Here is a 19,587-nt window from a genome sequence, read left to right as displayed (position 1 = left end):
CTCAGACCGCTCTTTCTACCACCCGGGTCCGACAGCACGGCGGGCCGGACCAACCCCTGTTCCCAAGGGAGGACCGGCCCGTGATGCCGTCGTTACGCGCCTGCGCACCCCCTTCACACGGTGCGCGCACCGCCTACGCGTCCTCGGCGAGTTCCAGCCAGCGAAGCTCCAGTTCCTCGCGTTCCCCGGCCAAGTCCCGCAGTTGGGCGTCGAGTTCGGCGACCTTGGCGAAGTCCGTGGCGTTGTCCGCGATCTGGGCGTGCAGCTTGGTCTCCTTCTCGGAGACGCGGTCCAACTGCCGCTCGATCTTCTGGAGTTCCTTCTTGGCGGCGCGCTGGTCGGCGGCACTCTTCTCCGCGACGGCCGGCTTGGGTGCCGCGGCGGAGGAGGAGGCGGCGACCGCCTCCTCCATGCGCTGCCGCCGCTCCAGGTACTCGTCGATGCCGCGCGGCAGCATCCGCAGGGTGCCGTCGCCGAGGAGGGCGTACACCCGGTCGGTGGTGCGCTCGACGAAGAACCGGTCGTGGGAGATGACGATCATCGAGCCGGGCCAGCCGTCGAGGACGTCCTCGAGCTGGGTGAGGGTCTCGATGTCGAGGTCGTTGGTGGGCTCGTCGAGGAAGAGGACGTTGGGCTCGTCCATCAGCAGCCGCAGCAGCTGGAGCCGGCGCCGCTCACCACCGGACAGGTCCCCGACGGGCGTCCACTGCTTCTCCTTGTTGAAGCCGAACGTCTCGCACAGCTGACCGGCGGTCATCTCGCGCCCCTTGCCGAGGTCGACGCGTTCGCGGACCCGCTGCACGGCCTCCAGGACCCGCAGGTTCGGGTCGAGTTCGCCGACCTCCTGGGAGAGGTAGGCGAGCTTGACGGTCTTGCCGACGGCGATCCGCCCGCCCACCGGCTGCGCCTCGCCCTCCGTGCGGGCCGCGTCGGCCATGGCCCGCAGCAGGGAGGTCTTCCCCGCGCCGTTGACGCCGACCAGGCCGATCCGGTCGCCCGGGCCCAGCTGCCAGGTGACGTGCTTGAGCAGCACCTTGGGGCCGGCCTGGACGGTGATGTCCTCCAGGTCGAACACCGTCTTCCCGAGCCGGGAGGAGGCGAACTTCATCAGCTCGCTGCTGTCCCGGGGCGGCGGCACGTCCTTGATCAGCTCGTTGGCGGCCTCGACGCGGAAGCGCGGCTTCGACGTACGGGCGGGCGCCCCGCGCCGCAGCCAGGCCAGCTCCTTGCGGACCAGGTTCTGCCGCTTGGTCTCCTCGGTGGCGGCGATGCGCTCCCGCTCGGCCCGCGCGAAGACGTAGTCGGAGTAGCCGCCCTCGTACTCGTAGACGGCCCCTCTCTGCACGTCCCACATGCGCGTGGCCACCTGGTCGAGGAACCACCGGTCGTGGGTGACGCAGACCAGCGCGGAGCGCCGCTCGCGCAGGTGCCGGGCCAGCCAGGAGATGCCCTCGACGTCGAGGTGGTTGGTGGGCTCGTCGAGGACGAGCAGGTCCTGCTCCTCGATGAGCAGCTTGGCCAGCGCGATCCGCCGCCGCTCGCCACCCGACAGCGGCCCGATGACGGTGTCCAGACCCTTCGGGAAGCCCGGCAGGTCGAGCCCGCCGAACAGCCCCGTCAGAACGTCCCTGACCTTGGCGTTCCCGGCCCACTCATGGTCGGCCATGTCCCCGATGACCTCGTGCCGGACGGTCGCCGCCGGGTCGAGGGAGTCGTGCTGGGTGAGCACCCCGAGCCGCAGCCCGCCGGAGTGCGTGACCCGCCCGGTGTCGGACTCCTCCACCTTGGCCAGCATCCGGATGAGGGTGGTCTTGCCGTCGCCGTTGCGCCCGACGACCCCGATCCGGTCCCCTTCGGACACGCCGAGCGAGACACCGTCCAGCAGCGCACGGGTGCCGTACACCTTGCTGACGTTCTCGACATTGACCAGGTTGACGGCCATTTCACTCCTGCCGGCGGGACTGTATCGATGTGCGGCTCCGCCGCGGGGATCAGCCTTCTAGCGTAGAGCCTGCGGGGCGGGGGGCGGGGCTTGAGGGGGTCGTCACTCTTTGTGGTGACTTGATCGGGATACGGCCGCTACCGTGGATGACAGGCAGCAGGATCCCGTCCATGGGAGGAACCATGACCGCCGAGTCCGTAAAGCACCGCCGTTCCTGGCCGGTGCCGCCCCCGGACGGCTACACCGTGGACGACCTGTTCACACTGCCGGATCTCCCGCCACACACCGAGCTGATCGACGGGAGCCTGGTTTTCGTGAGTCCGCAGCGCCGTTTCCACTACCTTGTGATCAACCTGCTGTTCAACGGCCTCTGCAGCTCTCTCGGCCCGGAGTTCAGTGTCGAGCGGGAGATGACCATCATCCTTGACAAGCGCAACGGCCCCGAACCCGACGTGAGCGTAGTCCGAGCCGACGCTGTCACCGGGCTGGACCAGACCAGCTTTCAGGCCGAGGACGTCCTGCTCGCAGTCGAGGTTGTCTCCCCCGACTCAGAATCCCGTGACCGTACGACCAAACCGCAGAAGTACGCCGCCGCAGGGATCCCGAACTTCTGGCGCGTCGAGCAGGACGGAATCACCGGCGGACCCGTCATCCATGTCTATGAGCTCGAACCACTCAGCAAGTCGTACGTACACATGGGCATGCACCGCGACCGCATCAAGGCCGACAAGCCCTACGCCATCGACATCGACCTGACCGCCATCGACAAGCTCTGATCACTTCGAACGACTGCCGCCCCGGCGTCGGTGCCCTGAGCGAGCCAGGTGCACCAGGCGTACTCCCCGCGGTCCATGACCCTCTCCCGCCGCACGGGCCCGTCCTCGCCGCCGCGACGGCGCAGTTCGGCCTCCACGCCGGTCTCGGCCCAGTGCCGGGCACGCGCCATGAGTTCATCTCCACCGAGCCGCCGTTGACCGCCCGGAGCAGCGGGGTCGAACCGTCCGGCAGCGGCCGGAGCCGGTCGGCTCCCGCGTCCACCAGGACCCCGGCGATCTCCTCGTCGTAGGCCGCGACGGCCGAACAGAGCAGGGGCAGGCCCGTCTCCGGGTCGACGGTGTCGGGATCGGCCGTGTCGAGCAGCCTGCGCGAAGGGGGCAGCCTAGTTGCGGCCGGCGGCTCGGGCAGCCGGATTTTCGCCGCCTACTGCGCCACTGCCTCCGGTGACAGCACGCTCGCCCCCGGCGCCGGCGCCGTCGCGATCCGGACCGTCCGGCACGTCCCGGACGCACGCAGCGCCTCGGCCACCGCCGTCGCGGCCTCCGGGTCGCGGACCAGGAAGGCGGTGGTGGGCCCCGAGCCCGAGACCAGCGCGGTGAGGGCGCCGGCCGCGCGGCCCGCGGCGAGGGTGTCGGCGAGCTCCGGGAAGAGGGAGAGGGCGGCGGGCTGGAGGTCGTTCGAGACGGCCTCCGCCAGCTTCTCCGGGCCCCCCTTCGCCAGCGCCTCCAGCAGCTCCGCCGAGGCCACCGGCTCCGGAATGTCCCGCCCCTGGGCCAGCCGGTCGAACTCGCGGAACACGGCCGGGGTCGACAGCCCCCGCCCGGCCATCGCGAACACCCAGTGGAAGGTGCCGCCGACCTCCAGTGCGGTGAGCAGCTCGCCCCGCCCGGTGCCGAGCGCCGCCCCGCCGACCAGGCTGAACGGCACATCGCTGCCCAGCTCGGCGCAGATGGCGAGGAGTTCGGCGCGGGAGGCGCCCGTCCTCCACAGCGCGTCGCAGGCGACCAGCGCGCCCGCGCCGTCCGCGCTGCCGCCCGCCATGCCCCCGGCGACCGGGATGTCCTTGGCGATGTGGATGTGCACGGCCGGCTCGATGCCCCGGCGCTCGGCGAGGGTGAGGGCCGCGCGCGCGGCGAGGTTGGTGCGGTCCAGGGGGACCTGCTCGGCGTCCGGCCCGGCGCAGGTGATCCGCAGCTCGTCGGCCGAGGTGACCGTGACCTCGTCGTACAGGCCGACCGCGAGGAAGACGTTGGCCAGGTCGTGGTAGCCGTCGGGGCGGGCGGCGCCCACCGCCAGCTGGACGTTGACCTTGGCGGGGACGCGTACCGTGACGCTCACTTACCGCTCTCCTCGTTCGGGGGGCGCGGGGGTCGCCCCCGCAGTGACGCAGCTTCCGCGATGCGCGCGAACTCCTCGACCGTCAGTGACTCCCCCCGCGCCTGCGGCGAGACCCCGGCGGCGACCAGGGCCGCCTCGGCCGCCGCCGCCGACCCGGCCCACCCGGCGAGGGCGGCCCGCAGGGTCTTGCGGCGCTGTGCGAACGCCGCGTCGACCACCGCGAAGACCTCCGCCTTCGACGCCGTGGTCTTGACCGGCTCGGCCCGGCGCACCAGCGAGACCAGACCGCTGTCGACGTTGGGCGCGGGCCAGAAGACGGTGCGGCCGATGGCGCCGGCCCGCTTGACCTCGGCGTACCAGTTGGCCTTCACCGACGGGACGCCGTACACCTTCGAGCCGGGCGCGGCGGCGAGCCGGTCGGCGACCTCCGACTGGACCATGACGAGGGTGCGCTCGATGCTCGGGAAGGTGGCCAGCATGTGCAGCAGCACCGGCACGGCCACGTTGTACGGGAGGTTCGCCACCAGCGTGGTCGGGGCGGGGCCCGGCAGCTCGGTGACGTGCATCGCGTCGGAGTGGACGAGGGCGAAACGGCCGGCGCGCCCGGGCATGCGGGCGGCGATGGTGGCGGGCAGGGCCGCGGCCAGTACGTCGTCGATCTCGACGGCCGTGACGTGGTCGGCGACCTCCAGCAGGGCGAGGGTGAGGGAGCCGAGCCCCGGTCCCACCTCGACCACCACGTCGTCCGGGCGGACGTCGGCGGTGCGGACGATACGGCGGACCGTGTTCGCGTCGATCACGAAGTTCTGGCCGCGCTGCTTGGTGGGGCGCACTCCGAGGGCGGCCGCCAGTTCACGGACGTCGGCGGGGCCCAGGAGGGCGTCGGGGGTGGGGCTGCTCACCCGACAAGGGTACGGGGCCGCGGCCCGCGCCCTTCACCCGTGCAGCCGAGTCCCGCAGTGCGGCCAGGGAGCGGCCCCGCTCCGTACGTAGAGCTTCTTCGCCCGGTACGTCTGTTCCGCGGCCGGGGCGTCCTGGGGGCGGCCGGTGCCGCCGAGGCCGTGCCAGGTGCGGGTGTCGAACTGGTAGAGGCCGCCGTAGGTGCCGGAGGAGTCCACCGCGTCGGGCCGTCCCCCGGACTCGCAGGCCGCGAGCCCCTTCCAGTCGAGGTGTTCGGCGCCCCGCACGGACGGGGGGTGCGCCTTGGTGCCCACCTTCACCAGCTGTGTCCGGGGCGTGCGCACCACCTCGGACTCCTCCTGGCGCGGCTGCTGTCTGACCCCGTTCACGGTCCGCTGGAGGTAGGTGACCCGTCTCAGTCCCGGCTGACCGGCCCGTTCGACCACCTCCGTGCCCTTGAACAGGGAGGGGTCGTTCGTCCGCCGTACGTCGAAGGGGATCGCCTCCTCGCGGACCTCCTTGGCGCCGGTGATCCGCAGCACGGTCACCGTCTGCCCGTCGCGCGGGAAGCTGCCGGGCGGCACGGAGGTGGTGTCCTGGCCGTGCAGGGTGATCCCGGCCTCGGCCACCGCCTCCCCCACGGTCGCCGCGTTGGTGCGGATGGTGCGGGCGCGGCCGTCCGCCATGACCGTGACGGTGCGTTCGGTGCGTACGTCGAGCGCGAGCCCGGTACGTCCGATGGGCCGGGCGAGCGAGGTCGACAGGTACGCGCCCTCGGCCCGCACCCCGAGCTGTTCGAGCGCCTCGCGCACCGTGTGCGCCGTGGTCCACACCTCGCGCCGGTGCCCGTCGAGCGTGAGCCGCACGGGACGCCCGTACCGCACCTCGACCTCGTCGCCGCTGGCCAGTGCCGTGCCGGGGGCGGGCACCACCACGTCGTGCGCGCCGACCGGCACGCCTTCCTCGGCCAGCAGCTCGGTCACGTCGTCCGCGAAGGTGTGCAGGGTGCGCGGTCTGCCGTCGACGTCCAGCTCGACCGCCTTGTCCTTGGCGACGAAGGCGGTGGTGCCGCCGGCGAGGAAGGCGACGACCAGCGCCTGCGGCAGCAGCCGGCGCACGGCGGACTCCGGACGCTCGGCGGAGCGCGCCCGGTGCCGTCGGGCGGCCCGCCCGGCGGGTGCGACGGGCTCCGGGCACACCGCCTCGGGCATCGCCTCGGGCACGCCCGCCACCCGCCTCGACAGCGGCAGCACCGGCTCGGTGACGAAGTACGCCTCGGCTTCGTAAGCGGGCCGGTAGGTGTCCTCGTACATCGTGTACGGCAGGGTCTCCGCGCTGTGCACGGAGACGTCATGCACGGAGGCGTCATGGCCGTACGGTCCGTACGTCTCGTACTGCGACTTGCTCACGCCGACACGCTCCAGGAGGCCAGAGGGGTCCGGATCGGGCCCCCAGAACCTAGCGGAGCGAAGGTCACTCTCCAAAGCGACGCGACTACGGACGGTGGCCCCTCGAAATGGCGAAACCCGTCGAACTGGCGGTCAGTAGTCGAAGGCGCGAGCCGTGTTGGCGCCCAGCGCCGTCGCCAGGGTGTCCTCGTCGATGCCGCGTACGGCGGCCATGGCGCGCACGGTGACGGGCACGAGGTAGGGGGCGTTGGGCCGCCCGCGGTAGGGCGCCGGGGTCAGGAAGGGCGCGTCGGTCTCCACGAGGACCAGCTCCAGCGGGGCGACGGCGAGGGCGTCGCGGAGGTTCTGGGCGTTCTTGAAGGTGACGTTGCCGGCGAAGGACATGTAGTAGCCCTCGCGGGCGCAGATCTCGGCCATCTCCGCGTCGCCGGAGTAGCAGTGGAAGACGGTGCGCTCGGGCGCGCCCTCCTCCTTGAGTACCCGCAGTACGTCGGCGTGGGCGTCCCGGTCGTGGATGACGAGTGCCTTGCCCCGGCGCTTGGCGATCTCTATGTGGGCGCGGAAGGACCGCTCCTGAGCCGCCTTGCCCTCCGGCCCGGTGCGGAAGTGGTCGAGGCCCGTCTCGCCGACGCCCTTGACCTGCGGCAGCCCGGCCAGCCGGTCGATCTCGGCGAGCGCCTCGTCCAGCGCGGCGTCTCCGCCGGGCTCGCGGGCGCCCTGCCTCGACCAGCCGTCAGGGTCTCCGTGGACGATGCGCGGGGCCTCGTTCGGGTGCAGGGCGACCGTCGCGTGCACGCTGTCGTACGCCGCCGCCGTCTCGGCGGCCCACCGTGAACCCTTGATGTCGCAGCCGACCTGGACGACCGTCGTCACCCCCACCGACGCGGCCTTCGCGAGGCCCTCCTCCACCGTGCCGGACTGCATGTCCAGGTGGGTGTGGGAGTCGGCGACGGGCACCCGGAGGGGCTCCGGGAGCGGCGGTGCGGCGTGCTTGTCGTGCTGGCCGCCCGCGGCGGAGGCGTTCGAAGGCATGCCCCGATCCTACGAAAGGGGCATGCCCGGCCGGTCAGCTCGCCTTGCGCTGGAACGCGTGGAGGAGATCGGACAGGTGCCAGTGGTGGTCCTGCTTGGCCGTGGCCTCCGCGGCCACCGAGGGGACCTTCGGCGCCTCGACCGGTCCGGCCTGCGGCACGTGGTGCCGCTCGGCCGCGCCGCGCACCGAGGAGACCTGGCCCGCGCGCATGATCCGCACGATGTGGCCGTCGCAGTTCTGGCACGCGGGCCGGCTCAGCGGGGACGGCACGACCTGGCCGGCTGCCACGTACAGGACGAACTCGTGGTTGTCGGCGTCCATGTGGTGCTCTATCTCGTACGACTGTTCCCAGCCGTGCCCGCACCGCATGCAGGCGAAGGAATACGACTCGTGTACGACTGCGGTCGCGGTACCGCGCGGGCCGGTCTGCCCAGCGATCTCACTCATGCCAGCTCCTCCCCTTGGGGGCGAGGGACAGGTGCGTCCCTGCGACCAGTGGACTCTTCCGCCGACGTGAATGCAGCAGGGCCTGTCGAGTGTTGGAGGCGATTTGGACGTCGCTTGCCAAACCGGCCCGGCGGCGGGGTCTGCGCTTTGCCTTCGGCGGCAGTGCTTTGCCCACCCATGGGGCGCACGCTCATGGGAGAAGAGGCCTGCTCAGAGGGGGTGTGAGCCCCTTCACACCCCCTTTCACACCCCCTTGGCGTTCTTCGCCGCCACGACCGCGTCGAACACCTCGCGCTTGGGGATCCCGGCCTCCACGGCGACCGCCGCGATCGCCTCCTTGCGGCGCTCCCCGGCCTCCTCCCGGACCCGGACCCTGCGCACCAGTTCCCCGGCGTCGAGCTCCTCGGGTCCGCGTTCGGGGGCCCCCTCGACGACGACGGTGATCTCGCCGCGCACGCCCTCGGCCGCCCAGGCCGCCAGCTCGGCGAGCGGGCCGCGCCGTACCTCCTCGTACGTCTTGGTCAGCTCCCGGCAGACGGCGGCCCGCCGGTCGCCGCCGAAGACCGCGGCCATCGCGGCGAGGGTGTCGTCGAGGCGGTGCGGGGCCTCGAAGTACACCAGCGTGCGCCGCTCCTCGGCGACCTCCCGCAGCCGGGTGAGCCGCTCCCCCGCCTTCCTCGGCAGGAAGCCCTCGAAACAGAACCGGTCCACGGGCAGCCCCGACAGGGCGAGCGCGGTGAGCACGGCCGACGGCCCCGGGACGGCGGTGACCCGGACGTCCCGCTCGACGGCCGCGGCGACCAGCCGGTACCCGGGGTCGGAGACCGACGGCATCCCGGCGTCCGTCACCAGCAGCACCCGCGCGCCGTTCACGAGTTCCTCGACCAGCTCCGGCGTCCGGGCGGACTCGTTGCCCTCGAAGTACGACACCACGCGCCCCTTGGGCGTCACGCCGAGGGCCTGGGTCAGCCGGCGCAGCCGGCGCGTGTCCTCGGCGGCGACGACATCGGCGCCCGCCAGCTCCTCGGCCAGCCGGGGCGGCGCGTCCGCGATGTCGCCGATGGGGGTGCCCGCCAAAACAAGGGTTCCAGTCACACGGCCATCCTCTCAGGGGCCGCCGGGCGGCCGGTCGGCGCGGACGCAGGGCGACCGGTACCACCCATGCACGGGACTCACACAGAACGGTTCCCTACGATGGCGCGGTGACCAGTACCGCGTCCTCCACGGACATCCGGCAGAGCCGGGCCCCGCACGACGAGCGGCCGGCGTGGCAGCAGCGGCTGCGCCGATTCGGCTACACGGCGGGGCCGAGAAGCGATCTCCGCGACCGGCTGGTGCCGCCGTACGCCGAGCCCAGCTCCCGTCTGTGGCCGGCGCTGGGCGTGCCGCCGAGGCTGGCCGAGCGCATCACCCGCTGGTCCGGGTGGGGCGGTCCGCTGCTGGTGACGCTGATGGCGGGCCTGATGCGGTTCTGGGACCTGGGCAGCCCGAAGAAGGTGATATTCGACGAGACGTACTACGCCAAGGACGCCTGGGCGCTCGTCCACCGGGGCTTCGAGGTCAACTGGGACAAGAACGCCAACGATCTGATCGTGCAGGCGAACGGCCATGTCGCCGTCCCGACGGACGCGGCGTACGTGGTGCATCCGCCGGTCGGCAAGTACGTCATCGGGCTCGGCGAGCTGATGTTCGGCTTCGACCCGTTCGGCTGGCGCTTCATGACGGCACTCCTGGGCACGCTCTCGGTGCTGCTGCTGTGCCGCATCGGCCGCCGCATGTTCCGCTCGACGTTCCTCGGCTGCCTGGCCGGGGCGCTGATGGCGGTGGACGGCCTGCACTTCGTGATGAGCCGGACCTCGCTGCTCGACGGCGTGCTGATGTTCTTCGTGCTGGCCGCGTTCGGCTGCCTGATCATCGACCGGGACCGAACACGTGAGCGGCTCGCGGCCGCGCTGCCGGTCGACGCCGACGGCCGCCTGCGCCCGGACCCCGCCGTGGCCGACAACCTCCGCTTCGGCTGGCGTCCCTGGCGCTGGGCGGCCGGCGTGCTGCTGGGCCTGGCGATCGGCACCAAGTGGAACGGCCTGTACATCCTGGCCGCGTTCTGTCTGATGGCGCTGCTGTGGGACGTCGGCGCCCGGAAGGTGGCCGGCGCATGGCGCCCTTACCTGGCCGTCCTCAAGTACGACACCGGCCTCACCTTCCTGGCCACGGTCCCGGTGGCCGTCGGCGTGTACCTGCTCTCCTGGATCGGCTGGATCCTCTCCCCGGCCGACGGTACCGGCGGCTACTTCCGCAACTGGGCCGCCACCGACGGCAAGGGCGGCGTCTGGTCGTACGTCGCGCCGGACTGGCTGCGCAGCCTGTGGCACTACGAGCACGAGGTCTACAAGTTCCACGTCGGCCTGTCCTCGCCGCACACCTACCAGTCCAACCCGTGGAGCTGGCTCGTCCTGGGCCGTCCGGTCTCGTACTTCTACGAGTCCCCCTCCCCCGGCGTCGACGGCTGCCCGGCCGACGCGGGCCAGAAGTGCGCCCGCGAGGTCCTCGCCATCGGCACGCCCCTGCTGTGGTGGACGGCCTGCCTGGCCATCCTCTACGTCCTGTGGCGCTGGGCCTTCCGCCGCGACTGGCGCGCCGGCGCCATCGCCTGCGGCATCGCGGCCGGCTACCTCCCCTGGTTCATGTACCAGCAGCGCACGATCTTCCTCTTCTACGCCGTCGTCTTCGTCCCCTTCCTCTGCCTCGCGGTGGCCATGCTGATCGGCGCGATCATCGGCCCCGCCAGATCCACCGACACCCGCCGGGTGATCGGCGCGGCGGGTGCGGGCGTCCTGGTCCTCCTGATCGCCTGGAACTTCATCTACTTCTGGCCGCTGTACACGGGTACGGCGATCCCGATCGACGACTGGCGTTCACGTATGTGGCTGGATACGTGGGTGTAGGGCCCTTGCGGGCATATCCCTGATCTCCATTCGGACACCGTTGCGAAAACTCTCCTCACAGGAGCCCCTCATGCCGCTTACAGTGCGAGCACGGGAAGTAACGGAAACGGGGGAGGGACGCGCGGGATGCGCAAGGGGGTCAAGGGCGCCGTCATAGGCGGCGTGCTGGTGGTGCTGGTGGGCGGGGCGGGGTACGGGGGGTACAACATCCTCTCCGCGCTGAACGACGACGGGACGGCGGCCGTGAAGACCGGGCCGCCGGACAAGGACGAGGTGGAGGAGACCACCGCCAAGTTCTTCGCGGCGTGGGAGAAGGGTCGGGCGACGACCGCGGCCTCGTACACGAACTACCCGGAGGACGCCGGGTCGCTGCTGACGGCGTACGGGCAGGCCGCGCACATCACCAAGGTGCGCATCACGCCCGGCACCGCGAGCGGGGACACCGTGCCGTTCACGGTGAGGGCGACCGTGTCGTACGAGGGGAGGTCCAAGGCCCTCGACTACGCGAGCCGGCTGAAGGTGGTGCGCGGCGAGACCACGCACCGGCCGCTGGTCGACTGGCGGCCCTCCGTCGTGTACCCGAAGCTGCGCAAGGGCGACACGCTCGTCACGGGCGACGCGGCGACGCCGCCGATCGAGGCCGTGGACCGGGACGGGAAGGTGCTGACGAAGGAGAAGTACCCCTCGCTCGGGCCGATCCTGGACGAGCTGCGCGGCCGGTACGGCGACAAGGCGGGCGGCACGGCCGGCGTCGAGCTGGCGATCAAGCACGCCGACCAGAACACCGCCGACACCACCCTCCTCACCCTCACCGAGGGCAGGGCGGGCAAGCTCCGCACGACGCTCAGCGCCGGTGTCCAGGCGGCGGCCGAGACGGCCGTGCAGAAGTACGCCGAGTCGTCGGTGGTGGCCGTCAAGCCCAGCACCGGCGAGGTGCTCGCGGTCGCCAACCACCGCGACGACGGTTTCAACGCCGCCTTCCTCGGCGAGCTGGCCCCCGGCTCCACCATGAAGATCATCAGCGCCGCCACCCTCATCGACAACGGCATCACCAAGGCCACCGGACCGGCCCCGTGCCCGCCCACCGCGACCTGGCAGAGCCAGACCTTCAGCAACCTCAAGGATCTGGCCCCCAACGAGCACGCGACCCTCTCCGAGAGCTTCGCCCGCTCCTGCAACACCGCCTTCGTGAAGTTCGCGGACGAGGTGAAGGCGGACTCCCTCACCAAGGAGGCCCAGGAACGGTTCGGACTCGGGCAGGACGACTGGAAGGTCGGCATCCCGTCCTTCGACGGCCGCGTCCCCGCCTCCGGCGGCCCCGACACGGCCGCCAACATGATCGGGCAGGGCCAGGTCCAGATGAGCCCGCTGAACATGGCGTCGGTGACGGCGACCGCGATGACGGGCACCTTCCGGCAGCCGGTCATCGTCTCCCCGAAGCTGGACGGACGGGACATCGCCACCGCCCGCGGCCTGCCGCCGGCCACGGTCGCCCAGCTCCGCGCGATGATGAACCGCACCGCCACCAGCGGCACGGCGGCCGGTGTGATGGCGGGCCTGGGCCCGAACTACGGCGCGAAGACCGGCTCCGCCGAGGTCGACGGGCAGGCGAAGTCCAACAGCTGGTTCACCGGATACCGGGGCGACATCGCCGCCGCCGCGATGACTCAGGACGGCGGCCACGGCATCGACGCGGCCGGTCCGATTGTCGCAACCCTGCTACGGAGTGGTGGCTGAGATCACCCGCGCGCCAGGGGACTCTAATGTGGATGCCGTCGTTGGGGATTGTGAGGGCTACGAGGGCGACGGGGACCCCGGGGATTCGCGGAGGATCGAAGAGCAGTGGGCAACAGAAGACGCGTCGCCGAGCGACGGAAGACCAGTCCCGCCGTACTCGGCGGGATGATCGCCGTGGTCGTCGGCGGCGCCGGTATCGGTGTCTACGCGCTGTACGGCGCCGGCGCGTCGGCCGACGACCGTGCGCACTCCGCCTCCGAGCACAAGCACGTGAAGACCGGCCCGCTGTCCGCCACCGAGGTGCGCACCACCGCCGCGCGCTTCCTGACCGCCTGGCAGCACGGCAAGGTCGCCCAGGCGGCGGCCGCCACCGACGATTCGGGCGCCGCCACCGCACTGCTCACCGGCTACGCCAAGGACGCCCACGTCACGGGCGTCAAGCTCACGACGGGCACCCGCACCGGCGCCAAGGTCCCCTTCTCCGTGAAGGGGACGGTGTCGTACAAGGGCCTCAGCAAGCCGCTGGCGTACGACAGCGCGCTCACCGTCGTCCGGCGGGGGAGTGACGGCAAGCCGCTGGTCGACTGGCACGCCTCCGTCGTCCACCCCGATCTGAAGGACGGCGACACGCTGGTCACCGGCGAGTCCGGCACCCCACCCGTCAAGGCGCTGGACCGTGACGGCGGCGAGCTGACCGCCGCCAAGTACCCGTCGCTGGGCACGGTCCTGGACGGGCTGCGCGAGAAGTTCGGCAAGGTCGCGGGCGGCAGGGCGGGCGTGGAGCTGCGTGTGGCGCGCGGCAAGGCGTCGACGAAGGCGAAGCTGTCCGACAAGACGCTCGTCGAGCTGAGCAAGGGCACGCCTGGCACGGTGAAGACCACGCTCGACCCGGCCTTCCAGGCCGCCGCCGAACAGCAGGTCGGCAAGCAGAAGCGGGCGTCGGTGGTGGCCATGCGGCCCTCGACCGGCGAGATCCTCGCGGTGGCCAACACCGACCACGGCTGGAACACGGCCTTCCAGGGCTCCCTCGCCCCGGGCTCCACGATGAAGATCGTGACGTCCACGATGCTGTTCGAGAAGGGGCTCACCAGCCCGGGGGCCTCGCACCCCTGCCCCAAGAAGTACAAGCTCGCCGGCTGGACGTTCCACAACGACGACGACTCCGAGATCAAGCACGGCACGTTCAAGATGAGCTTCGGCGCCTCCTGCAACAACGCCTTCATCAACTTCGCGCCGAAGCTGTCCGACAGCGACCTGACCAAGGAGGCCCAGCAGGTCTACGGCCTCGGCATGAACAACTGGGCCGTCGGCGTCCCGTCCTTCGACGGCTCCGTCCCGGTGCAGAGCGGCGCGCAGATGGGCGCCTCGCTGATCGGGCAGGGCGGGGTGCGCATGAACCCGCTGAACATGGCCTCGGTGGCCTCGACGGTGGAGTCGGGCACCTTCCGCCAGCCGTACCTGGTGTCCCCGGGCGTGGACCACCGTACGACGGCGAAGGCCTCGCGCACGATGTCCTCGAAGACGCAGTCCGAGCTGAAGGAGGTCATGCAGTACACGGCCTCCTACGGCACGGCGGCCAAGGCGATGGCCGGCCTTGGCCCGAACTACGGCGCCAAGACCGGCTCGGCCGAGGTCGACGGCCAGAAGAAGCCCAACGGCTGGTTCACGGCGTACCGCGGCGACCTCGTGGCGGCCGGTGTGGTCCAGGCGGGCGGGCACGGCGGTGACACGGCGGGACCGATCGTGGCCTCGCTGCTGAAGATGGGCGGCTGAGCCGAGGTCAGCCCCGTACGGGCTCGCCCCGTACGGGCTCGCGGACCAGGTAGGTCCGGCGCAGGAACCGGATCAGCGCCTTCGAATCGAACTGCACCACCGATACGCCCTGCTTGTCGTGGAACTCCACCACGGCCTGAACCCGGCCCAACGGCCACACCCGTACGTCCCCGCTCTCGACCGGCATGCGCAGCCCCTGCTCGAGCAGCGACCGGGAGAAGGTCCACTCGTGCGGCCCGGGCAGGCCGACCCGTACGGCGCGGGGGTCGGTATCGGGGTCGTAGCGAAGGACCACCGGCACGGCGGGATCCTCGGGGATGTCGTCGTCGGTGAATATGTGGGCTCGTGCGTACTGCTCGACTACGGACATCGGGCGGCCCCTTACCTTCGGTGACCTGTGCGGAAACTGTGCGTCCGCCTCCACTCCAATGTCGCATATCTCCCGTATTGCGCGCTCCACGCCGCCACCTCGCTCTTGCAAGACGTTCGCAACAAGCCTCTAAAATCAAACGGTGCACGTACCTGACGGATTCATCGACGCCCCCACCTCCGCTGTCACCGGCGTGGTCGCCGCCGGCGCCCTCGCCGTGAGCCTGCGCGGCGCGCGGCGCGAACTCGACGAACGGACCGCGCCGCTGGCCGGACTGGTCGCGGCGTTCATCTTCGCGGTGCAGATGCTGAACTTCCCGGTCGCGGCCGGCACCAGCGGGCATCTGCTCGGCGGCGCGCTCGCCGCGATACTCGTCGGCCCCTTCACCGGGGTCCTGTGCGTCTCCGTCGTCCTGCTCATGCAGGGCATCCTCTTCGCGGACGGCGGGCTGACCGCGCTCGGCGTGAACATCACCGACATGGCGATCGTCACGACCGTGGTGTCGTACGCCGTCTTCCGCGGCCTGGTGAAGGTGCTGCCGCGCAGGCGGCGCTCGGTCACCGTCGCCTCCTTCGCCGCCGCGCTGGTCTCCGTGCCGGCCGCCGCGGTCGCCTTCACCCTGATCTACGCCGTGGGCGGCACCACCGACGTGGCCCTGCCCAAGGTCGCCACCGCGATGATCGGCGTCCACGTCCTCATCGGCATCGGCGAGGCCGCGATCACCGCGCTCACGGTCGGCGCCGTGATCGCCGTACGGCCCGACCTGGTGTACGGCGCGCGGGGCCTGGAGCAAAAGCTCAAGCTGCGGGTGAACGGACAGCTCGTCGACGCGCCCGCCGCCGAGCCCGCCGTCCCGGTGGCCGCCGCCCGCTCGCACCGCAAGCTGTGGCTCACCGGCATGGTCAGCTCGCTGATCCTCGCCGGGTTCGTCAGCTTCTACGCCTCCGCCAACCCCGACGGCCTGGAGAAGGTCGCCCACGACAAGGGCATCGACAAGAAGGCGGAGCGGCACGCGAGCTCCGACTCCCCGCTGGCCGGCTACGGCGTCAAGGACATCGCCGACGCCCGCTTCTCCGGCGGCCTCGCGGGGGTGATCGGCGTCGGCGTCACCGTCGTCGTGGGCAGCACGGTGTTCTGGGTGGTCGCCCGCCGGCGCCGTACGAGCGAACCGGTCGAGGCCGCCTGAGATGGGCGCCGGACACGCGCACCGGCTCTACCGGCACGGGCACTCCCCCGTGCACGCCCTGCCGCCGCACACCAAGCTCGCCGCCGCCTTCGCCTTCGTGGTGGTCGTGGTGTCGACCCCGCGCGAGGCGATGTGGGCGTTCGGGCTGTACGCCGTCCTGCTCGGCTCGGTGGCGTACGTCGCGCGCGTGCCCGCCGGTTTCCTGCTGAAGCGACTGCTGATCGAGGTGCCGTTCGTCGCCTTCGCCGTGCTCATGCCGTTCGTGGCGGAGGGCGAGCGGGTCGATGTCCTCGGGCTCTCGCTGAGCGTGAACGGCCTGTGGGGCGCCTGGAACGTGCTCGCCAAGGGCACCCTGGGCGTCGCCGCCTCCGTCCTGCTCGCGTCCACCACCGAACTGCGCGAACTCCTCCTCGGCCTGCAGCGCCTGAGGCTCCCGCCGCTGCTCGTGCAGATCGCCTCCTTCATGATCCGCTACGGCGACGTCATCACCGACGAGATGCGCCGCATGCGGATCGCCCGGGAGTCCCGCGGCTTCGAGGCGCGGGGCGTACGGCACTGGGGCGTGCTCGCCAAGTCGGCCGGCGCGCTGTTCATCCGCTCCTACGAACGCGGCGAGCGTGTGCACCTGGCCATGGTGAGCCGCGGCTACGCCGGTTCGATGCCGGTGATCGACGAGGTGACCGCGTCCCGGGCGCAGTGGTCGTACGCCTTCGCACTCCCCTCGGCCGCCCTCGTCGTCTGTCTGCTGGGATGGACCCTGTGACTCCTGCTTCGACCACTGCCTCGACCACCGCCGCGGCCACCGCTTCCCTGGAGGTCTCCGGCCTCGCCTTCGCCTACCCCGACGGCCACCAGGCTCTCTTCGGCGTGGACTTCGAAATCGCCCGCGGCGAGCGGGTCGCGCTGCTCGGCCCGAACGGCGCCGGCAAGACGACCCTCGTGCTGCACCTCAACGGCATCCTCGGCGGCGGCGCCGGCACGGTGACCGTGGCCGGGCTGCCGGTCGGCAAGAAGCACATGGCCGAGATCCGGCAGAAGGTCGGCATCGTCTTCCAGGACCCCGACGACCAGCTGTTCATGCCGACCGTACGGGAGGACGTGGCGTTCGGTCCGGCGGCGGCCGGGCTGAAGGGGCCGGTGCTTCAGGAGCGGGTGCGTACCGCGCTGGAGCGGGTCGGCATGCAGGACTTCGCCGACCGGCCGCCGCACCACCTCTCGTTCGGCCAGCGGCGCCGGGTTGCGGTGGCGACCGTGCTCGCCATGGAGCCGGAGATCCTCGTCCTGGACGAGCCCTCCTCCAACCTCGACCCGGCCTCCCGCCGCGAGCTGGCCGACATCCTGCGCTCGCTGGACGTGACGGTCCTGATGGTCACGCACGACCTGCCCTACGCGCTGGAGCTGTGCCCGCGCGCGCTGATCCTCAGCGACGGGGTGATCGCCGCCGACGGCCCGACCGGCGAACTCCTGTCCGACGACGCGCTGATGCGTGCCCACCGCCTGGAACTGCCCTTCGGCTTCGACCCGCGGTCCGTGACAATGGGCGCGTGACACATCAAGAGGAGTCCGGGCCGCCGCCGTCGCCGCTCCTTGACGAGCAGTTGTGCTTCGCGCTGTACGCCGCCCAGCGCGCGGTGACGGCCGCGTACCGCCCGCTCCTCGACGAGCTCGGGCTCACCTACCCGCAGTACCTGGTGCTGCTGGTGCTGTGGGAGCGCGGCGAGACGACCGTGAAGGAACTGGCCGGCGCCCTGCGGCTCGACTACGGCACGGTGTCGCCGCTGCTGAAGCGGCTGGAGGCGGCGGGTCTGGTCCGCCGTGAGCGCTCGGCGCGGGACGAGCGCTCGGTGCTCGTCGCGTGCACGGGGCGCGGGGAGGACCTGCGTGAGCGCGCGGCCCGCGTACCCGGCACCCTCCTGACGACGACGGGGCTCGAGGCGGCGGAAGTCACGCGGCTCCGCGAGGAGTTGTGGCGGCTCGCGGAGCGCACCGCGCGAGCGGCGACCACGCGGTAAGCGAAGTTACCCGCAGTTACCTCCCCCGGCGGGCGACAGCCGACGTACCGGCCAGTACCTTGTGCACGATGTACTTGTGCGCACCTGTTCCGGGGAAGGCCGACCATGACTGACGGCACCGCTGTCGACACCCGCCCTACGAAGATCATGTACGTCGCCGAGGCCACCGCGCACGGCGGCCGGGACGGCTATGTGACCAGCCAGGACGGCCATATCGAACTGCGGGTGGCGATGCCTCCGCAGCTGGGCGGCGACGGCAACGGCACCAACCCCGAGCAGCTCTTCGCGGCCGGCTACAGCGCCTGCTTCCACAACGCCCTGATCCTGGTCGGCAACCGCTCGGGCTACGACCTCACCGGCTCCACGGTCGCCGCGAAGGTCGGTATCGGCCCCAACAAGACCCGCGGCTACGGTCTCGCGGTCGCCCTCAGCGTCTCCCTGCCGGTCCTCGATGCGGACATCGCCGCCAAGCTGGTGGACGCGGCGCACGAGGTGTGCCCGTACTCGAACGCCACGCGCGGCAACATCGATGTAACGATCGTCCTCGGCTAGCGAGACGCAGGAATCCCAGGCTCAGGGTCGGCGTTGCCATCGCTGTCGAAGGTCAGCCGAAGGGAAGCGCGGGCATGCACACGGACGTGAACGGAGCGGTGGCCGAGGGCTTCGAGCCGGTCAGGGAGGCGTTCGCGGCCAACTTCGAGCTGCGGGGCGAACGGGGCGCGGCCGTGGCCGTGTACCGGGACGGGCACAAGGTCGTCGACCTGTGGGCCGGCACCAAGCACGTCGACGGCGCGGACGGCCCGGACGGTACGGCTCCCTGGGAGCGGGGCACCGCCCAGATCGTGCGCTCCGCGACCAAGGGCGTCGCCGCCGCCGCGCTGCTGCTCCTGCACCAGCGCGGCGAGCTGGACCTGGACGCCCCGGTCGGCGAGTACTGGCCGGAGTACAAGGCGGCGGGCAAGGAGCACACCCTGGTCCGGGACCTGCTCGCGCACCGGGCCGGTGTGCCCGTGCTTGACCGGCCGCTGACGCCCGAGCAGGCCGCCGATCCCGGCCTGGGCGCGGCGGCCGTGGCGGCCCAGGCACCGGTGTGGGAGCCGGGCACCGACCACGGCTACCACGCGCAGACCTACAGCTGGCTCACAAGTGAGGTGCTCCGGCGGGTCACCGGCCGCCCGATCGGCGAGTGGATCGCCGCGGAGATCGCCGGGCCGGCCGGCGCCGACCTGTGGGTGGGCCTGCCGCACACGGAGGCCGGACGCGTGGGCCGGATCGGCCCGGTCGAGGCCCCCGAGACGGCCGGCGCGCTCAAGACCCGCCCGAAGCGGGCGGTCACCGATGCCTACGCCGACCCCGGCTCACTGACCCGCCGCGCCTTCGCCGCGATCACCCCGCTGCCCGACGAGAACTCCCCCGCCTACCGGGCCGCCGCCCTGCCCGCCTCCAATGGCATCGCCACCGCCGACGGTCTGGCCCGCTGCTACGCGTCCCTGATCGGCGAGGTGGACGGCGGCACCCGCCTGTTCACCCCTCAGACGGCCCAGCTGGCCCGCACCGAGCACTCCGCCGGCCCGGACCGCGTCCTGGTCGTGCACACCCGCTTCGGCCTCGGCTACATGCTGTACGGCCCCGCGTCCCCGCTCCTGACCCCGTCCTCCTTCGGCCACCCCGGCCGAGGCGGCGCCCTCGGCTTCGCCGACCCCGAGACGGGCATCGCC

The 19,587-nt window shown here is 71.7% G+C and carries 18 protein-coding genes; 10 read left to right on the top strand and 8 right to left on the bottom strand.

Going from position 1 to position 19,587, the window contains the following annotated elements; translation table 11 throughout:
* Positions 1-133: 133 nt before the first annotated feature.
* On the bottom strand, positions 134-1,942 hold the full coding sequence (locus ACH45E_RS20325) for an ABC-F family ATP-binding cassette domain-containing protein (protein ID WP_361443405.1): 1,809 nt from the start codon (positions 1,940-1,942) through the stop codon (positions 134-136).
* Between the two features lie 170 nt (positions 1,943-2,112).
* Here ACH45E_RS20325 and ACH45E_RS20320 point away from each other — a divergent pair, with 170 nt between their 5' ends.
* Positions 2,113-2,718: a Uma2 family endonuclease gene (locus ACH45E_RS20320; RefSeq protein ID WP_361443402.1), complete on the top strand. Its 606-nt coding sequence runs from the start codon at positions 2,113-2,115 to the stop codon at positions 2,716-2,718.
* Between the two features lie 424 nt (positions 2,719-3,142).
* Here ACH45E_RS20320 and ACH45E_RS20315 read toward each other — a convergent pair whose 3' ends face one another.
* The 6 genes from ACH45E_RS20315 to rsmI all read right to left on the bottom strand — a co-directional run bounded on the left by ACH45E_RS20315 (position 3,143) and on the right by rsmI (position 8,941).
* Complete coding sequence (locus ACH45E_RS20315) at positions 3,143-4,057, bottom strand: 4-(cytidine 5'-diphospho)-2-C-methyl-D-erythritol kinase (protein WP_361443399.1); 915 nt, start codon at positions 4,055-4,057, stop codon at positions 3,143-3,145.
* Complete coding sequence (gene rsmA, locus ACH45E_RS20310; protein WP_361443396.1) at positions 4,054-4,959, bottom strand: 16S rRNA (adenine(1518)-N(6)/adenine(1519)-N(6))-dimethyltransferase RsmA; 906 nt, start codon at positions 4,957-4,959, stop codon at positions 4,054-4,056. The genes ACH45E_RS20315 and rsmA overlap by 4 nt, the downstream gene beginning before the upstream one ends.
* A gap of 33 nt (positions 4,960-4,992) precedes the next feature.
* The gene (locus ACH45E_RS20305; RefSeq protein WP_361443393.1) at positions 4,993-6,366 is read right to left on the bottom strand and encodes a ubiquitin-like domain-containing protein; all 1,374 of its coding nucleotides are present in this window, start codon (positions 6,364-6,366) and stop codon (positions 4,993-4,995) included.
* Between the two features lie 132 nt (positions 6,367-6,498).
* Complete coding sequence (locus tag ACH45E_RS20300) at positions 6,499-7,398, bottom strand: TatD family hydrolase (RefSeq protein WP_361443390.1); 900 nt, start codon at positions 7,396-7,398, stop codon at positions 6,499-6,501.
* 34 nt (positions 7,399-7,432) lie between these two features.
* Positions 7,433-7,846 carry a hypothetical protein gene (locus ACH45E_RS20295; protein ID WP_361443387.1) on the bottom strand — a complete coding sequence of 138 codons (414 nt, stop codon included), beginning with the start codon at positions 7,844-7,846 and terminating at the stop codon, positions 7,433-7,435.
* Positions 7,847-8,089: 243 nt separating this feature from the next.
* Positions 8,090-8,941: a 16S rRNA (cytidine(1402)-2'-O)-methyltransferase gene (gene rsmI / locus ACH45E_RS20290; RefSeq protein WP_361443384.1), complete on the bottom strand. Its 852-nt coding sequence runs from the start codon at positions 8,939-8,941 to the stop codon at positions 8,090-8,092.
* A gap of 107 nt (positions 8,942-9,048) precedes the next feature.
* On the opposite strand from rsmI, the gene ACH45E_RS20285 reads away from it, so the two are divergent.
* The 3 genes from ACH45E_RS20285 to ACH45E_RS20275 all read left to right on the top strand — a co-directional run bounded on the left by ACH45E_RS20285 (position 9,049) and on the right by ACH45E_RS20275 (position 14,301).
* The gene (locus ACH45E_RS20285; protein ID WP_361443381.1) at positions 9,049-10,791 is read left to right on the top strand and encodes a phospholipid carrier-dependent glycosyltransferase; all 1,743 of its coding nucleotides are present in this window, start codon (positions 9,049-9,051) and stop codon (positions 10,789-10,791) included.
* A 126-nt stretch (positions 10,792-10,917) separates the two neighbouring features.
* Positions 10,918-12,528: a penicillin-binding transpeptidase domain-containing protein gene (locus ACH45E_RS20280; protein WP_361443378.1), complete on the top strand. Its 1,611-nt coding sequence runs from the start codon at positions 10,918-10,920 to the stop codon at positions 12,526-12,528.
* 105 nt (positions 12,529-12,633) lie between these two features.
* The gene (locus tag ACH45E_RS20275; RefSeq protein ID WP_361443375.1) at positions 12,634-14,301 is read left to right on the top strand and encodes a penicillin-binding transpeptidase domain-containing protein; all 1,668 of its coding nucleotides are present in this window, start codon (positions 12,634-12,636) and stop codon (positions 14,299-14,301) included.
* 7 nt (positions 14,302-14,308) lie between these two features.
* Here the strand turns inward: ACH45E_RS20275 and ACH45E_RS20270 are convergent, their stop codons facing one another.
* On the bottom strand, positions 14,309-14,671 hold the full coding sequence (locus ACH45E_RS20270; RefSeq protein WP_361443372.1) for an SsgA family sporulation/cell division regulator: 363 nt from the start codon (positions 14,669-14,671) through the stop codon (positions 14,309-14,311).
* Positions 14,672-14,813: 142 nt separating this feature from the next.
* Here ACH45E_RS20270 and ACH45E_RS20265 point away from each other — a divergent pair, with 142 nt between their 5' ends.
* From ACH45E_RS20265 to ACH45E_RS20240, 6 genes are all read left to right on the top strand, one after another.
* The gene (locus ACH45E_RS20265) at positions 14,814-15,857 is read left to right on the top strand and encodes an energy-coupling factor ABC transporter permease (RefSeq protein WP_361443369.1); all 1,044 of its coding nucleotides are present in this window, start codon (positions 14,814-14,816) and stop codon (positions 15,855-15,857) included.
* A gap of 1 nt (position 15,858) precedes the next feature.
* Positions 15,859-16,620 (top strand): cobalt ECF transporter T component CbiQ, encoded by a 762-nt coding sequence (gene cbiQ / locus ACH45E_RS20260; protein ID WP_361443366.1) that lies wholly within the window; start codon positions 15,859-15,861, stop codon positions 16,618-16,620.
* The gene (locus tag ACH45E_RS20255; RefSeq protein ID WP_361443363.1) at positions 16,608-17,405 is read left to right on the top strand and encodes an ABC transporter ATP-binding protein; all 798 of its coding nucleotides are present in this window, start codon (positions 16,608-16,610) and stop codon (positions 17,403-17,405) included. The genes cbiQ and ACH45E_RS20255 overlap by 13 nt, the downstream gene beginning before the upstream one ends.
* On the top strand, positions 17,402-17,869 hold the full coding sequence (locus ACH45E_RS20250; protein ID WP_361443360.1) for a MarR family transcriptional regulator: 468 nt from the start codon (positions 17,402-17,404) through the stop codon (positions 17,867-17,869). Before ACH45E_RS20255 ends, ACH45E_RS20250 begins: the two co-directional genes overlap by 4 nt.
* A gap of 105 nt (positions 17,870-17,974) precedes the next feature.
* Positions 17,975-18,421 carry an organic hydroperoxide resistance protein gene (locus ACH45E_RS20245; protein ID WP_361443357.1) on the top strand — a complete coding sequence of 149 codons (447 nt, stop codon included), beginning with the start codon at positions 17,975-17,977 and terminating at the stop codon, positions 18,419-18,421.
* A 74-nt stretch (positions 18,422-18,495) separates the two neighbouring features.
* Positions 18,496-19,587 (top strand): serine hydrolase domain-containing protein (locus ACH45E_RS20240; protein ID WP_399041122.1); only part of this gene is annotated, 1,092 nt, incomplete at its 3' end.

The sequence above is a fragment of the Streptomyces sp. NPDC020299 genome (genome assembly GCF_044387825.1).
Lineage (GTDB): Bacteria > Actinomycetota > Actinomycetes > Streptomycetales > Streptomycetaceae > Streptomyces.
The sequence above is the reverse complement of the archived record's forward strand: the minus strand, read 5'-3'. Positions and strand labels throughout refer to the sequence as shown.

Excerpts from the sequence above, each read along its gene's own strand:
- ACH45E_RS20325 (WP_361443405.1), bottom strand. The coding sequence starts at position 1,942 with ATGGCCGTCAACCTGGTCAATGTCGAGAACGTCAGCAAGGTGTACGGC.
- ACH45E_RS20320 (WP_361443402.1), top strand. The coding sequence starts at position 2,113 with ATGGGAGGAACCATGACCGCCGAGTCCGTAAAGCACCGCCGTTCCTGG.
- ACH45E_RS20300 (WP_361443390.1), bottom strand. The coding sequence starts at position 7,398 with ATGCCTTCGAACGCCTCCGCCGCGGGCGGCCAGCACGACAAGCACGCC.
- ACH45E_RS20295 (WP_361443387.1), bottom strand. The coding sequence starts at position 7,846 with ATGAGTGAGATCGCTGGGCAGACCGGCCCGCGCGGTACCGCGACCGCA.
- ACH45E_RS20280 (WP_361443378.1), top strand. The coding sequence starts at position 10,918 with ATGCGCAAGGGGGTCAAGGGCGCCGTCATAGGCGGCGTGCTGGTGGTG.
- ACH45E_RS20270 (WP_361443372.1), bottom strand. The coding sequence starts at position 14,671 with ATGTCCGTAGTCGAGCAGTACGCACGAGCCCACATATTCACCGACGAC.
- cbiQ (WP_361443366.1), top strand. The coding sequence starts at position 15,859 with ATGGGCGCCGGACACGCGCACCGGCTCTACCGGCACGGGCACTCCCCC.
- ACH45E_RS20255 (WP_361443363.1), top strand. The coding sequence starts at position 16,608 with ATGGACCCTGTGACTCCTGCTTCGACCACTGCCTCGACCACCGCCGCG.
- ACH45E_RS20245 (WP_361443357.1), top strand. The coding sequence starts at position 17,975 with ATGACTGACGGCACCGCTGTCGACACCCGCCCTACGAAGATCATGTAC.